Below are 14,183 nucleotides of genomic sequence, written 5' to 3'. Positions count from 1 at the left end.
TTTACCCATGAAAGCATTTCAGGTAAGCGCGCCCCACGACTACCGCGTCGCCGATATCGACGCGCCGACCCCCAGCGCGGGTGAAGTGCTGGTGCGCGTGGCGTTCGCCGGGATCTGCGGCTCGGACATGCACATCATTCACGGCGATAACGCCTTCGTGCGCTTTCCGCGTATCACCGGCCACGAGTTCGCCGGCGTGATCGAAGCCGTTGGCGAAGGCGTCGACGGCGTGAGCGCCGGCGAGCGCGTCTGCGTCGATCCGGTCATCAGCTGCGGCGAATGTTATCCGTGTCGCATTGGCCGCCCCAACGTGTGCAGTGCGCTGGAAGTGATCGGCGTGCACCGTCACGGCGGCTTCGAAGAGTTCGTCGCCGTGCCGGCCGCTAACGTGCATAAGCTTCCCGAGCACATTGGCCTGGACGCTGCCGCGCTGGTCGAGCCCTACACCATCGCCGCCAACGTGCTGGATCGTATGCAGCCGCACCCGGGCGATCGCCTGCTGATTCTGGGCGCCGGCGTGATCGGTATGACCATCCTGCAGATGGCCAAAGCCCTGGGGCTCGAAGAGATCATCGTTACTGATGTGATCGACGAGCGCCTGGAGGCAGCCAAGAGCCTTGGCGCCACCCACGTTTTCAACAGCCGCACCCAGGACGTCGAGCAGGAAATTACGGCGCTTACCAAAGGCGAAGGCGTACCGCTGATCGCCGACGCCGCCTGCGTGCCGGCGCTTTTGCCGCAAATGCTGCGCCTGGCGTCGCCCGCTGGCCGCATCGGGCTTTTGGGCTTTAGCGTCCAGCCAAGCGATCTGGTGCAGCTCGAAGTGATCAAAAAGGAGCTGACGCTGGTCGGCTCGCGGCTTAACAACCGCAAGTTTCCGGAGGTGCTCGAGCTCATGGCAAGCGGTAAGCTGGACCCGCTGGCGCTGGTCAGCCACCGGCTGCCGCTCGATGAAATGCCCGACGCCATCGAGATGCTCGACCATCGCCCGGAAGAAGCCCGCAAGGTGCTGATCCAGATCGGCGCTTAAGGCATATAACTACTCATCACGCTAACTCAACAAACCCACGCGCGATTAACAACCAACAACGCAAAAGTGCAGGAGTGACGAAAATGATCAAGAAATTACTCACCAGTGCGGTTATCACAACGATGCTTGTCAGCGCGCAGTCGGCGCTGGCGGCGGACTACACGCTGCGCTTTGGCCATCTGGCCAACGAGCAGAACATCTGGCACAAGGCCGCCGAGAAGTTCAAGGAGGAGGTGGAAGCCAACTCCGACGGTCAGATCGAGGTTCGCCTTTACCCGAGCGAGCAGCTGGGTAATGAAATGGATGTGATCAACAGCATCCAGCTCGGCACTGCGGATATGACCATCACCGGCGAAAGCCTGCAGAACTGGGCGCCGAAGGCGGCCATGATGGCGGTGCCCTACGCCTTCCGCGACTCCGAGCATTTGCACGCGGCAGTCGATGGCGAAATCGGCAGCGAGATCGAAGAGCAGATCATCGAGCGCACCAACCTGGTGCCGCTGGCTTGGTTCGAGCGCGGCCCGCGTGAGCTGACCTCCAACCGCCCGATTCGCACGCCGGAAGACTTGGATGGCCTGCGTCTGCGCGTGCCTAACGTGCCGCTGTTCGTCGATGTCTGGCAGGCGCTCGGCGCCCGCCCGACCCCGATGGCGTTCAGCGAAGTGTTCACCGCGCTTCAGCAAAACACGCTGGAAGGCCAGGAGAACCCGCTGAGCCTGATCGAAAGCGCAAGCTTCAACGAAGTTCAGGACTACGTGAACATGACCGGCCACGTGCGTAGCTGGATCTACGTGGTGATCGGCCGCAATCAGCTCGAAAGCATGCCGGATGAGCTGCAAACCGTCGTACGCGACGCTGCGCAGACCATGCAGAGTTTCGAGGCCGACCTGTTCGTCGAGGACCAGGAGCGTCTGGAGCAGGCGCTTTCCGAGCGTGGTATGGAGTTCATCGAGGCCGACGTCGACGCCTTTGCCGAGCAGGCCCGCCCGGCGGTGCTCGAGGCCCTGACGCCGGAGCAGCGTGAGCTCTTCGAGGCCATTCAGGACCTGTAACGCCGGTAGGCAACCAAGGTGGGCTGGTCGCAAGGCCAGCCCACTTTTGTATATGCCATCTCAAGAACTGCAATCGTCTGAATCGCAAGATAGCTAATTGCAACAACCAAATTGCAAGAGTTTCAACTTCTAGAGCGGCTAGCCCCTCGAGGATACGTTTATGAGCTCGGATCAACACGCGCTCGAGCACGAAGCGCTACAGAGTCTGGATTCGATGTCGACGGTACCCAAACTTCAGGGGCCGGTGGGTCGGCTGATCGGCTGGGTCGATACCTGCTTTTTGACCCTCGCCGTGCTGGCGCTGGTTGCCATTGCCGGCACCGTCCTGCTGCAAATCTGTTCGCGGCTGTTTCTGCCGATCTCCATCTCCTGGACCGAAGAGCTTTCGCGCTATCTCTTCATTTACATGGTGTCGCTGTCCGCTGGCGTCGTATTGCGCCAGAATCGCAACATCAGCGTCGAGCTGTTCCACCACATGCTGAGCCCGCGCCTGCGCGCACTGTTTCAGGCGCTGATCTGTTTGGGGATCGGCGCGTTCGCGTTCATGGTGCTGCCCTACGCCTGGCAGTACGCCCAGAACGGCACCTGGCAAACCTCGCCGACGCTCAAGCTGCCCATGCTGTATATCTTCTTCTCGACGGTCGTCACCTACGCGCTGCTGCTGGTTTACAGCGCCCTGGGTGCCCTCGAGGGGGTGTTGGCGATGTGTCGCCCCGCCGTGCGTGAACAGGAGTCCTGAGCATGGAAGTCATCATTTTATTTAGTGTGTTTCTGGTGCTTCTGGTGGTGGGCATGCCCATTGCCTTCGCACTCGGCATCTCATCGATGTCCTACCTGCTGATGGAGGGCATTTCGCTGACTATCGTGCCCCAGCGCATGTTCGCGGGTATCGATACCTTCGTGCTGCTGTGCATTCCCGGCTTCGTGCTGGCCGGCAATCTCATGAACGTAGGCAACATCACCGAGCACATCGTGCGCTTTTCCAACGCGCTGCTGGGCCATATTCGCGGCGGGCTCGGCCTTGCCAACGTCGGCGGGTCGATGATCTTTGGCGGTATCTCCGGTACCGCAGTGGCGGATTCGGCGAGCATCGGCTCGGTGATGATTCCCGGCATGGCGCGCTCGGGCTACGACAAGCCTTTCGCCGCCGCCGTCACTGCGGCGTCTTCCACGGTCGGGCCTATCATTCCGCCCAGCGTGCCGATGATCATCGCAGGGTCGCTTAGCGGTATCTCGGTGGGCCGCATGTTCCTGGCCGGCGCCGTGCCCGGGCTTTTGATGGGTGTGGCGATGATGGTCACGGTGTACATCCTCGCCGTTCGCCGCGGCTATCCGAAAGAGCAGCGCGTGCCGTTTTTGCAGCTGCTGCGCGAGGCCAAAACCGCGTTTTGGGCGCTGCTGATGACCGTGATCATCCTCTACGGCATCATCGGCGGCTTCTTTACGCCGACCGAAGCGTCGATCGTCGCCTGCGTCTACGCGCTGGCGGTGGGCATGTATGTTTACAAGGGACTGACCTGGCGCAAGCTGCCGGGCATTCTGGTCGACACCGTGCTGACCTCGTCGTCGCTTCTGCTGATGGTTGGCCTTGCCAACCTGTTCGGCTGGATTCTGACCAGCGAGCAGATTCCGCAGATGATCGCCACGCTGATCCTGTCGATCAGCGAAAACCCGCTGATCGTGCTTCTGATCCTCAACCTGATTCTGCTGTTCGTCGGCGCGTTCATGGAAACCATCGCCGCGCTGATCATTCTGTTTCCCGCGCTGGTGGGCGTGGCGACCGGCGTCGGCGTCGACCCGGTGCACTTCGCCGTGATCGCGGTGCTCAACCTGATGATCGGCCTGACCACGCCGCCGGTCGGGGTGTGTCTGTTCGTGGTCGCCGGGATCGGCAAGCTGCCGATGCTCTCGGTCGCCCGCGCCATCGTCCCGTTTCTGCTCTGCAACTTGGCGGTGCTGCTGCTGGTCACCTACGTACCGGCCATTTCGCTGTGGCTGCCGAATTTGTTGATGGGGAGTAACTAACCGTGACGACGCAACGCATCGACGCCGCCACTCAAAAAGGCCGCATCGGCATCGTCCACTTGGGCCTGGGCGCGTTTCACCGCGCTCACCAGGCGGTGTATCTCGAACGCTACCGGGGCCGTACCGGCGACGGTCAGTGGGGCGTGAGTTCGGCGAATCTGCGCCGAGGCGCCTCGCTGGTCGATTCTCTGGCCGAGGCGGGCTTTCGCTACCACGTGGCCGAGTACCGCGATAGCGACAACGTGACGGTTCGCGAAGTAGGCGCCATCGAGGAGACGCTGTTCACCGGCCAGAGCCCGGACGGGCAGTGGGGGCGCGACCTGGAGGCGCTGCTGGCACGCCTTTCGAATGTAAAAACGCGTATCGTCACGCTCACCGTCACCGAGAAAGGCTACTTTTTGAACCCGGCCAGCGGCGAGCTTTTGCGCGATGACCCGATGATCCAGGCGGATATCGCCGCGCCGCAAGCGCCGCGTACCGCGCCGGGCATTCTGGTCGAGGCACTCAAACGGCGCCGGGACGCAGGGCAGGCGCCGTTCACCGTGCTCTGCTGCGACAACATGCCGGATAACGGCGAGCGCACCCGTCAGGCGGTGGCGCAGCTTGCTCGCGTTCACGACGCAGCGCTGGCCGACTGGATTCTCGAGCGCGTCGCGTTTCCTTGTAGCATGGTCGATCGCATCGTGCCGGCCATGACCGAACAGGATTTCGCCGCGCTCAAGACACTTGGGGTCGATGATGCCAACGCCGTGGTGTGCGAGGCCTTTTCCCAGTGGGTGGTCGAGGACCGCTTCCCCGAGGGCCGCCCGGCCTGGGAAGAGGAGGGCGTGACCATGGTCGCCGACGTGGCGCCGTTCGAGACCATGAAGCTTCGTATGCTCAACGGCAGCCACTCGCTGCTCGCCTATCTGGGGTCGCTGGCCGATATCGACACCGTGTTCGACGCCGTCTCAAACCCGGTCTACCAAGCGCTTCTGAGCGCCTACATGCGCCAGGAAGCCGCGCCGACGCTGGACATGCCCAAAGAGATCGACCTGGACGCCTATGCAGATTCGTTATTGGCGCGCTTTGCCAACGACAGCCTGCGCCACAAGCTCCAGCAGATCGCCATGGACGGCAGCCAGAAGCTGCCCCAGCGCTGGCTGCAGGTCGCCGAGGCCAATTTGGCTTGCGGGCGCGACACCGCCTGCGTCGCGCTGGGCCTGGCTGGCTGGATTCGCTACACCCAAGGCAGTACGCTGGCCGGTCGCGCGTTTCGCGTCGATGACCCGATGGCCGAACAGCTCGAAGCGCTTCATCAGCGTCACGGCGACGACGCTTGCGCGCTGGTCGACGCCTTCTTCGGTTTTGAGGCGGTCATGCCCCAGGCCCTGGCGCGCAGCGAGTACTTCAAGCAGCAGGTGCTTGATGCTTATCTCACGCTGACTGAGCGCGGCGTCGAGCCGGCCATTGCCGAGCTTGCCGCTCAGGGCGCTCGCTAAAAGGAGATTTCATGGAACATACCTGGCGCTGGTTCGGGCCCAAGGACCCGATTCAACTCGATGAGATTCGCCAGACCGGCGCGACCGGCATCGTCACCGCGCTTCACGACGTGCCCAACGACCAGGTCTGGTCGGTGGAGGCGATTCGCGAGCGCAAGGCGATGATCGAGGCGGCGGGGCTCAGTTGGTCGGTGGTCGAAAGCGTGCCGGTGCCCGAGGCGGTCAAGAAGGGGCTACCCGAGCGTGCCGCGCTGATCGACACCTACTGCCAGACGCTCAGAAATCTGGCCGCCTGCGGGATCGACATCGTTTGCTACAACTTCATGCCGATTCTCGACTGGACGCGCACCGATCTGACCTACCGCCTGAACGATGGCGCCCGGGCGCTGCGTTTCGATCAGACCGCCTTCGCCGCGTTCGATCTGTACCTGCTCGAGCGCCCCGGCGCGCTCGAGGAGTACTCCGAGGCCGACCAGCGGGATGCCGAGCGCTACCTCGAGACCCTGGATGAGGCCGGGCGCGCGAAGCTCGTCGACACGCTGATCGCCGGGCTGCCTGGCGCCGAGGAGCACTACACTCTGGCGCAGTTTCGTCAGGCGCTTGAAGGCTACGCGGCGATCGACGCCCAGGCGCTTCGCGAGCACCTGGCCTATTTCCTGCGCGCGGTGATTCCGGTCGCCGAAGAGGTCGGCATTCGCATGGCGATCCACCCGGACGACCCGCCCCGACCGCTTCTGGGCCTGCCGCGGGTGGTGTCGACCCAGAACGATGCCCAGCGGGTGATCGACTCCGCGCCGAGCCCGGCCAACGGCCTCACCTTCTGCACCGGCTCTTACGGGGTGCGCGAGGACAACGATCTGGTCGCCATGGCGCGCCACTTCGCGCCACATATTCATTTTGCTCACCTGCGCTCGACAAGGCGCGAGACTGATCCGCGCTCGTTTCATGAAGCGCCGCATCTGGCTGGCGACGTCGACATGGTCGGCGTCGTCCAGGCACTGGTCGAGGAGGAGCGCCGCCGCGACGTTGAAGGCGGGGCGCGCCTTCCGATCCGACCAGACCACGGCCACCACATGCTCGACGATCAGCAGCGCCAAACAGCGCCGGGCTACCCGCTCTACGGGCGGCTGAGGGGCCTGGCCGAGCTTCGAGGCGTCGAGGTGGCGGTGAAAGCCCTCACGGCGAGATAGGCCTTTACTGCGTTAGGCCCTTGAACGCCATCGAAAAAGCCCCGCCGGAGCTCGCTACGGCGGGGCTTTTTTGTCGGCGCGCTCTTGAAACAGGGCGTGCTAAACCGCGATGTCCTCGCGCAGCCGGTGAACGGCGTCGGCAAGTTCGCTTGCATGGCGAATCTCGACCGCGCCTTTTGGGGTGCGCTCCTCATCAGGAAAGTGGTTGAGATGAATCACCCGCATGCCGGCGGCCAGCCCCGCCTCGACGCCCACCGCCGCGTCGTCGATCACGATGCAGTGCTGTGGGGCGAACCCCATGGCCGTGGCTGCCTGGCGGTAAAGCTCCGGGTCCGGCTTCCAGACGTTGAGGGTGTAGGCGCTGAAAAGCCGGCCCGCGAAATGGTGTTCGAGGCCGGTACTCTCCAGCGCGCAGCGGATCTTGCGCTCCGGCCCGTTGGAGACCACCGCCTTGGGGTAGCTTGCCAGCAGATCGAGAGCGGCCGGCATGCCGGCCACGGGCGCAAGCTCGGCGCGCATGCGTGCTTCCATGCGCGAACGCATGTCCGCCTCGAGCGCCTCGAACCGATCCGGCGTCAACGGCGTGAAGCGCGCCTCCAGCTCGTTGACGATGGTTTGAAAGCGCACGCCGCGAAACTCCTCCATGTACTGGTTTGCCGAGAAGGGCAAGCCGAACTCGGGCAGCAGCTCGCCCATGACCTCGGCCAGTAGAATCTCGCTATCCACCAGCGTGCCGTCGGAGTCGAACAGCAGGCATAGGCCCGCTTCACTCATTTCAGCACCTCGTCGTTGACCGGGCTCAGCGGGCGCTCGCCGATCAGCGCCAGGCGCATGTTGTCCACGGCGCGCTGAGCCATGGCGGTACGCGTCTCATGGGTAGCAGAGCCGATGTGGGGCAGGGCGACGACGTTGGCCATGCCGGGCAGCGGCGAGGTATCGCCAAGCGGCTCGTTCTCGAACACATCGAGCCCGGCGCCTTTAATGACTCCGCGCTCCAGCGCATCGATCAGTGCGCCTTCATCGACCACCTTGCCGCGAGCGATGTTGACCAGAATGGCCGACGACTTCATCTTCTCGAGCTCATTAGCGCCAATCAGCTTCTCGGTCTCTTCGGTCAGCGGCACGGTGAGACAGACGAAGTCGGCTTCGCTCAGAAGCTGATCGAGCTCGCGGCGCTCGGCGCCGAGCTCACGTTCGACTTCGGGCTTGGGCGAAGCATTGGAGTAGAGCACCTTCATGTTGAAGCCGAGCGCCCCACGCCGAGCCACGGCCTGGCCAATACGCCCAAAGCCCACCAGGCCGAGCGTTTTGCCGTGCACGTCGCTGCCGTAAAGCTCGGTGCCCACGCCGGCTTCCCAGGCGCCGGCCTTGACCCAGGTCGCCAGCTCCACCATGCGCCGCGCGGTCGCCATGATCAGCGCGAAGCCGGTATCCGCAGTGGTTTCGGTCAGCACGTCCGGCGTGTTGCACAAGAGGATGCCGCGACGGGTCAGCTCGTCGACGGGAACGGTGTCGTAGCCCACCGACACCGTGGCGATGACCTCGAGATTGGGCGCCGCGCCGAGAAACTCAGGGGTGACCGGCAGGCTCGCACCGACGATGCCATGAACCTGTGAAAGGGTCTCGCGTACCCCGGCATCCGACAGATCGAAAGAGCCAAGCGGCTCGAGCAGCTCGAAATGCTCACTAAGTTCTGCCAGCTGATCGTCGTTGAGTCGTCCCTGAACAATGATGCGTTTTTTCATGCTTTCTCCTGTCGCTTGGCTGTACGCGTTATCTGACTATTGATTTTATAAACCGTTTTCGTAAACGATTTTTTAAACGTCACCCTCGAGCGCTTGCAGTCGTTCGCGAGAGGGCAGCCCCTCCATGTCGCCGACGACCTGCACCGCTTGGGCGCCGACCAGGTTGCCGCGCGCCAGCGCCCGTGCCGGCGATAACCCCTCGAGCAGCGCGCTGATCAAACCCACGGCGAAGCCGTCTCCTGCGCCGACCGTGTCGACCACGTGGGCTACCGGCTGACCGGGCACGTCCAGGCTTTCCAGCGTCCCGCCCAGGCGGCCACGATAGTAGCTGCCCTGCGGCCCGAGCTTGATGACGACCGCGCTGGCGCCGCGCTCGAGGTAGAAATCCGTGATGGCCTCCGGCGTCTTTTCGCCGGTCAGGCGCTCGCCTTCGGCCAGTCCCGGCAGTACCCAGTCGGCCAGGCCCGCCAACTCGTTGAGCGTATCACGCATCTGCGCCTCGCTTTGCCAAAGCGTCGGGCGAAGGTTCGGGTCGAACGAGATGGTGGCGCCGTTGGCGCGGGCGCGCTCCATCAGCCGTCGGGTGAGCGCGAGGGCGCTATCCGAGAGCGCCGGGGTAATGCCGGTCACGTGTAGATGGTCGAGACTCGCGAAATCCACCGCGTCGGCGTCGACAGTGCTTAGATGGCTCGCCGCGCTCCCCCGGCGGAAATACTCCACCCGCGGGTCGGCGCCGTGCTCGGCGCGCTCCTTGAACATCAGCCCGGTGGGGTGCTCCGGGTCGGTGACGATATAGCGATCATCGATGCCCTCGGCGGTCAGCGTCTGGCGCACGAACTCGCCGAAGCTGTCGCGGCCGATCCGGCTTAGCCAGCTGACCTGAAAGCCGAGCCGCGAAAGGCCGATGGCGACGTTGTTGTCGGCGCCGGCCAGCCGGCGGTGAAAGTGCTCGATGGTAGCCAGCGGCCCGGTTGAGTCGGCCACGAGCATGCCCATGGCCTCGCCAAAGGTGAGAACGGAAAGCGCAGAGGGTTGGGTCGACATGGGGGAGTCTCCAAAGGATCAGAAAAGAGGGAAATCGGGATGGATCGTACTGCCTCGCGCGAGTAGATGCGGCGCGTGGCGATCGGTAATGCGTGTGCCAAACGGGGCGAGCAGGCGCGCGATCGCCGCCTCGCCGATGGCGTCAAATGGCTGTGCGAGGGTTGTGATCCCCGGGCCGACCAGGGCGCACCAGTCGAGCTCGTCGATCCCCATCAGGCCCACGGCACCCAGGGTGATCCCCAGCGCCTGAAAGCCCTGCACCGCGCTAAGCGTCGCGGTGCCGTTGGCGCAGAGCACCGCGGTGGGCGCTGGCGGCGTCTTGAGCGCCTTCAACGCCGGATAAAGGCGTGCAGGATCGAGACTCGACTGGACGTGCGCAGTCAGTTGTCGCTTGGCACTTTGGTCGATGAAACGCTCCAGGCGCTCCCGGCGGGCGCTAGCGGTGGCCGGGTCGTTGGTGACGTAGAGTACCTGGCGGTAGCCCCGCGCGACCAAATGATCCAGGGCGGTATCGATGGCAAGCGCGTTGTCCAGCCCGACCACGGCGCTGCTGACGCTGGGAATTTCTCGGTCCAGCAGCACTACCGGCACGTCGGTTTGAGTGAGCGAGTCGAGCACCTGGTTAGGGGCGCCCACGGCGTTGACCACCAAACCTTCCACCTGGTAGGCGCTCAAAAGCGCCAAGTGGCGCTGCTCCTGGGCCGGGTCATTTCCGGTATTGCAGACGATGAGCGAGTAGCCCCGAGTGCGTGCGGCCTGCTCGACGCCGTGCACGGCGGCGACGGAAAACGGATTTCGAATGTCGGCCACCAGCATGCCCAAAAGCCGGGTGCCGCCGCCTTTCAACCCGCGTGCCATCAGGTTGGGCTGATAGCCAAGCGCCCTCGCGGCGGTGTCGATACGCGCTTTGAGCGTTGGGGATAACTTGTCGCGCTCCGGCCCGAAAAAGCGCGAAACGCTGGTTTTCGAGGTATTCGCCGCTCGGGCGACTTCAATGAGCGTAGCGCGGGGAATCGTCATTCGTAAGGCCGTTAAAGGGGTGTGGGAACGTTCCCATTAATGGCGCTAACGTTATCGCGTTCGCCCGCCCTGGGCAATATCGCCAATGGTGGTAGAGTAGCCTTTTTAAGTGAACGGGCCGGTCCGGGAGGCGTTCGGTGAGGGTAGAGGAGTACCAGGGGTTCGACGCCACGGGGCTTTCCGAGCTCGTTCGTCGCGGTGAGGTCAGCCGTAAAGAGCTTTGCGAGGTGGCCATCGAGGCGATCGAGCAGCGCAACCCGGCGCTGCGCGCGGTGGTGCGTACCCGCTTCGAGCAGGCGCGTCGCGAAAGCCGCGCCGTGGATCAAAACACTTGTTTTGCGGGCGTGCCCACTCTTGGCAAGGATCTGTTGATGGCGATCGCCGGTGAGCCGCTGGCGGCGGGAAGCGCTTCGCTTGCCGGGTGGCGCCCCCTTGAGGATTCGCCGCTCATCACACGGGCGCGGCAGGCGGGGCTCGTGGTGTTGGGGCAAACCGCCACGCCGGAGTTTGGCTTAATGGCCATTACCGAGCCGAAAGCGTTTCCCCACCCGCACAACCCCTGGCGCGCCGGCTATTCGCCGGGTGGCTCAAGTGGCGGCGCCGCCGCGGCGGTGGCCGGCGGTCTGGTGCCTCTGGCGCTGGCCGCCGACGGCGGTGGCTCGATCCGCATTCCGGCAAGCTACTGCGGTCTGTTTGGCTTCAAGCCGACCCGCGGGCGCACGCCGCTTCCACCCGCTCAGGCCGAGGTGTGGCAGGGCGCGGTGGTCGAGCACGCCATCACCAAAAGCGTGCGCGACAGCGCCGCGCTGTTGGAGCACATCAACGGCTCAGGCCCCTGCGGCCCTTACCCGGTGGCTCGAGAAACCGGCTACCTGGCAGCGCTGCCATCACCCAGCCCGCGGCGGCGCATCGCGGTCTCCTTTGGCGACCCATTAAGCCAAAGCCTCGGCACACGGCTCGATCCAGAAACGCGAAAGGCCGTCGAACACGCCGCGAAAACGCTGGCCGATATGGGCCACGAGGTGAGCTGGTGCGACCCGCCGGTCGACGGCGCCCGTTTGGCCAGCAGCTACCTGACGCTTTATCTCGGCCAAGTCGCCGCGGATCTGGAGTGGGTAAGCCGGGAAACCGGAGTAGCGCTTGGCCGGCTCGATATCGAGCCGGCCACCCGGGCCATCGGCCGCCTTGGCACCAAACTCTCGGCCAGAGAGTACGAGCGTGGACGGCGCGAGTGGTTCGTGGCGGCAGAGCAAATGAGCGCATTTCACCAGCGTTTTGATGCGCTGGTGATGCCGGTGACAGCGTCAAGCGCACCGCGTATTGGCGAGCTTTATCCTTCCGCTACCAGAGAGCGGCTTTTGACGCTGTTGGCGGTACCTGGGCTTTCCCGACTGGCGCTACGAGCCGGTGCGTTGAAGCACCTGGCAGCCCAAGCGCTCGCGCGCACGCCGTTTACTCAACTGGCGAATTTGACCGGCCAGCCCGCCATGTCGCTGCCGCTTCATCGCGATGCCGGGGGCCTGCCCATCGGCGTGCAAATCGTTGGCCGCTTTGGTGATGACAGGGCGCTTTTGCAGCTCGCTCATGACCTCGAGGAGTGCGAAAACTGGCAGCGCCACCTGCCATGCCAGGCGTTTTCAGCGCAACAAGCGTAAACTACACCGCTTTGAATCGGCTCGTCGGAATTTATGCAGTCAAACTATGTACTTGGACTATGCACTCACATTATGAATTGACCGGGGCGGGCGATCGCTACTTCGACGGCATGACCGAGAAGTTCTCCCGCGCGCTCTATCACGCCCCGCGCGGCGAGCTGCGCTTGAAAATGCTCGATCACCTGCTGCCGCAGATGTTGACCCTCGATGCCCAGCCGGTGCTTGACGTCGGCGGCGGCCTTGGCCAGCAGGCGGCCTGGTTCGCCGAGCGCGGCCACCGGGTAACGCTGGCCGAGCCTTCCGGCGACATGCTCGACTACGCCCGGCGCTGGCACGCCGAGCGCGACGCGATTTTTGACGGCGCCATCCAGTACCTTCAGGCCCCGCTTCAGGCGCTGGCGCTCGAGGCGCCCGGCCCCTGGCCTTTGATCACTTGCCACGCGGTGCTCGAGTGGCTGGGCGAGCCGCAAGGCGCGATTAAAACGCTGGCCGGGCTGCTGGCCCCCGGCGGCCAGCTGAGTCTCATGGTTTTCAACCGCGACGCGCTGCGCTTTTCCAACGCCGTGAAGGGGAACCTGGAAAAGGCGCTCAGCGACCGGCTCGAAGGCAAAGGCAAGCGCCAGCGGCTGACGCCGATCTCGCCGGTGACGCACGAACAAATCAGTGCCTGGGCCGAAGAGAACGGCCTTTCGCTCTCACAGGCGGCGGGTATCCGCATCTTTCAGGACTACCTGCGCAAGCCCCCGGTCAACGAGGCGGAGCAGGCCACGCTTTTGGCGCTGGAAAAAGCGTACTGCCGCGCCGAGCCGCACTGGCGGCTGGGGCGCTATTTGCTCTACACGTTGACCAAACCATTGACCTAATCAGTGATCAAGCCATTGACCCAACCCGAGGCCGATTCATGAGTGCCCAACTTCCCGCTTGCCAGCTTCTACAGCGCTACTACGGCGATCAAACCGCGCTGTGCCCGGTTGCTCCCGGGCGCGACGAGTGGCTCGTTCAGCAAAGCGCCAGCATGGTCAGCGACAGCGTCGCCCTGCGAGATGTCTGGCAGGCCCACCAAAAGGCGGCGTTTAGCCCGTTCGCGCCAAATATCGAACTCGACGGCCAGGTAGTGCTGTTCTGGCCCAAGGCGCATCAGCTTGGACTTTGGTGGCTCGACTGGCTCTGCCAGGTGCTGCCCGAAGGCACCGCCGTCGATATCGTCGGCGAGCATCAGGGCGGCATCAAGCGCGTGCCCAAGTGGCTCGATGAGCGTGGCTTGACGTGGGACAAACTCGATAACGCCCGGCGCTGCTCGCTTTACTCCACGCGCACCAAGATGCTCAATGATCCGGACGCCGCCTGGACGACCTTCGCCGCCGGTGAGCTGACGCTTGCTAGCCACCCAGGCGTGTTCGGCCACGGCAAGGTGGACGAGGGCACCACGCTGCTGCTCGAAGCTCTCGATGCGCGCGGGTTCAAAACGCCGCTGCGCGTACTCGACATGGGCTGCGGCGACGGCATCATCACCGCTTGGCTTGCCAAGCGCGGCTGTGAGGTGACCGCCGTCGACGTCAGCGCCTTCGCGGTTCAGGCGACCGACCGGACGCTTGCGGCCAATACGCTCTCGGCGGGAGTGCTCGAAAGCGACGTCTACTCGGCCATAGGCGGCGAGCGTTTCGATCTGATCGTCAGCAACCCGCCGTTTCACCAGGAGCGCGATATCAGTTACGGGCCGAGCGCCCGTCTGATCGAAAAGGCCCGCGAGCACCTTAACCCGCGCGGCGAGCTCGTGTTGGTGGCTAACGGCTTTTTGCCTTACCCGGAGCTTTTAAAGCGCGCGATGGGCGAGTTCGAGACGCTGGCGGATAACCGCCGCTTCAGAGTCTACCGTGCGGGAGCGTGATTTTTAGGGGCCTGCGCGGCGCTTTTGGGTCATTCTGCGGTCCAAGAGCGATC

The 14,183-nt window shown here is 64.1% G+C and carries 13 protein-coding genes; 9 read left to right on the top strand and 4 right to left on the bottom strand.

The annotated features are described in order from the left end of the window. Positions 1 to 7: 7 nt before the first annotated feature. From ACGLWX_RS02695 to uxuA, 6 genes are all read left to right on the top strand, one after another. A complete protein-coding gene (locus ACGLWX_RS02695; protein WP_396237096.1) occupies positions 8 to 1,030 on the top strand; it encodes a Zn-dependent oxidoreductase in 1,023 nt (340 codons plus the stop codon). An 83-nt stretch (positions 1,031 to 1,113) separates the two neighbouring features. Continuing rightward, positions 1,114 to 2,082 (top strand): TRAP transporter substrate-binding protein, encoded by a 969-nt coding sequence (locus ACGLWX_RS02690; RefSeq protein ID WP_396237094.1) that lies wholly within the window; start codon positions 1,114 to 1,116, stop codon positions 2,080 to 2,082. Positions 2,083 to 2,242: 160 nt separating this feature from the next. Beyond that, positions 2,243 to 2,821 carry a TRAP transporter small permease gene (locus tag ACGLWX_RS02685; protein WP_252107419.1) on the top strand — a complete coding sequence of 193 codons (579 nt, stop codon included), beginning with the start codon at positions 2,243 to 2,245 and terminating at the stop codon, positions 2,819 to 2,821. A gap of 2 nt (positions 2,822 to 2,823) precedes the next feature. Then, a complete protein-coding gene (locus ACGLWX_RS02680) occupies positions 2,824 to 4,107 on the top strand; it encodes a TRAP transporter large permease (protein WP_252107420.1) in 1,284 nt (427 codons plus the stop codon). Between the two features lie 2 nt (positions 4,108 to 4,109). Beyond that, on the top strand, positions 4,110 to 5,588 hold the full coding sequence (locus tag ACGLWX_RS02675) for a mannitol dehydrogenase family protein (RefSeq protein ID WP_396237092.1): 1,479 nt from the start codon (positions 4,110 to 4,112) through the stop codon (positions 5,586 to 5,588). Positions 5,589 to 5,599: 11 nt separating this feature from the next. Then, a complete protein-coding gene (gene uxuA, locus ACGLWX_RS02670) occupies positions 5,600 to 6,778 on the top strand; it encodes a mannonate dehydratase (RefSeq protein ID WP_396237090.1) in 1,179 nt (392 codons plus the stop codon). Between the two features lie 99 nt (positions 6,779 to 6,877). Here the strand turns inward: uxuA and ACGLWX_RS02665 are convergent, their stop codons facing one another. The 4 genes from ACGLWX_RS02665 to ACGLWX_RS02650 form a co-directional block, all read right to left on the bottom strand. Continuing rightward, positions 6,878 to 7,552, bottom strand: a complete 675-nt coding sequence (locus ACGLWX_RS02665; protein WP_396237088.1) for an HAD family hydrolase — start codon at positions 7,550 to 7,552, stop codon at positions 6,878 to 6,880. Then, on the bottom strand, positions 7,549 to 8,523 hold the full coding sequence (locus ACGLWX_RS02660; protein ID WP_396237086.1) for a 2-hydroxyacid dehydrogenase: 975 nt from the start codon (positions 8,521 to 8,523) through the stop codon (positions 7,549 to 7,551). The genes ACGLWX_RS02665 and ACGLWX_RS02660 overlap by 4 nt, the downstream gene beginning before the upstream one ends. 72 nt (positions 8,524 to 8,595) lie before the next feature. Next, positions 8,596 to 9,567 (bottom strand): sugar kinase, encoded by a 972-nt coding sequence (locus ACGLWX_RS02655; RefSeq protein ID WP_396237085.1) that lies wholly within the window; start codon positions 9,565 to 9,567, stop codon positions 8,596 to 8,598. A gap of 18 nt (positions 9,568 to 9,585) precedes the next feature. Further along, entirely contained in the window at positions 9,586 to 10,587 is a 1,002-nt protein-coding gene (locus ACGLWX_RS02650; RefSeq protein WP_396237084.1) for a LacI family DNA-binding transcriptional regulator, read from the bottom strand. Between the two features lie 137 nt (positions 10,588 to 10,724). Here ACGLWX_RS02650 and ACGLWX_RS02645 point away from each other — a divergent pair, with 137 nt between their 5' ends. From ACGLWX_RS02645 to ACGLWX_RS02635, 3 genes are read left to right on the top strand one after another with little or no spacing between them, the layout of a single operon-like run. Beyond that, positions 10,725 to 12,242 (top strand): amidase, encoded by a 1,518-nt coding sequence (locus ACGLWX_RS02645; RefSeq protein ID WP_396237082.1) that lies wholly within the window; start codon positions 10,725 to 10,727, stop codon positions 12,240 to 12,242. A 59-nt stretch (positions 12,243 to 12,301) separates the two neighbouring features. Continuing rightward, positions 12,302 to 13,105 carry a methyltransferase domain-containing protein gene (locus tag ACGLWX_RS02640; protein ID WP_396237080.1) on the top strand — a complete coding sequence of 268 codons (804 nt, stop codon included), beginning with the start codon at positions 12,302 to 12,304 and terminating at the stop codon, positions 13,103 to 13,105. A gap of 38 nt (positions 13,106 to 13,143) precedes the next feature. Continuing rightward, a complete protein-coding gene (locus ACGLWX_RS02635; protein WP_396237078.1) occupies positions 13,144 to 14,130 on the top strand; it encodes a methyltransferase in 987 nt (328 codons plus the stop codon). The last annotated feature ends 53 nt before the right edge of the window (positions 14,131 to 14,183 follow it).

Source organism: Halomonas sp. HMF6819 (assembly GCF_044335525.1).
GTDB lineage: Bacteria > Pseudomonadota > Gammaproteobacteria > Pseudomonadales > Halomonadaceae > Vreelandella.
The sequence above is the reverse complement of the archived record's forward strand: the minus strand, read 5'-3'. Positions and strand labels throughout refer to the sequence as shown.

What these genes read in the sequence shown, in the direction of transcription:
- ACGLWX_RS02665 (WP_396237088.1), bottom strand. Translation starts at nt 7,552, where the DNA reads ATGAGTGAAGCGGGCCTATGCCTGCTGTTCGACTCCGACGGCACGCTG.
- ACGLWX_RS02695 (WP_396237096.1), top strand. Translation starts at nt 8, where the DNA reads ATGAAAGCATTTCAGGTAAGCGCGCCCCACGACTACCGCGTCGCCGAT.
- ACGLWX_RS02660 (WP_396237086.1), bottom strand. Translation starts at nt 8,523, where the DNA reads ATGAAAAAACGCATCATTGTTCAGGGACGACTCAACGACGATCAGCTG.
- ACGLWX_RS02640 (WP_396237080.1), top strand. Translation starts at nt 12,302, where the DNA reads ATGCACTCACATTATGAATTGACCGGGGCGGGCGATCGCTACTTCGAC.
- ACGLWX_RS02685 (WP_252107419.1), top strand. Translation starts at nt 2,243, where the DNA reads ATGAGCTCGGATCAACACGCGCTCGAGCACGAAGCGCTACAGAGTCTG.
- ACGLWX_RS02690 (WP_396237094.1), top strand. Translation starts at nt 1,114, where the DNA reads ATGATCAAGAAATTACTCACCAGTGCGGTTATCACAACGATGCTTGTC.
- ACGLWX_RS02655 (WP_396237085.1), bottom strand. Translation starts at nt 9,567, where the DNA reads ATGTCGACCCAACCCTCTGCGCTTTCCGTTCTCACCTTTGGCGAGGCC.
- ACGLWX_RS02635 (WP_396237078.1), top strand. Translation starts at nt 13,144, where the DNA reads ATGAGTGCCCAACTTCCCGCTTGCCAGCTTCTACAGCGCTACTACGGC.
- uxuA (WP_396237090.1), top strand. Translation starts at nt 5,600, where the DNA reads ATGGAACATACCTGGCGCTGGTTCGGGCCCAAGGACCCGATTCAACTC.
- ACGLWX_RS02650 (WP_396237084.1), bottom strand. Translation starts at nt 10,587, where the DNA reads ATGACGATTCCCCGCGCTACGCTCATTGAAGTCGCCCGAGCGGCGAAT.
- ACGLWX_RS02680 (WP_252107420.1), top strand. Translation starts at nt 2,824, where the DNA reads ATGGAAGTCATCATTTTATTTAGTGTGTTTCTGGTGCTTCTGGTGGTG.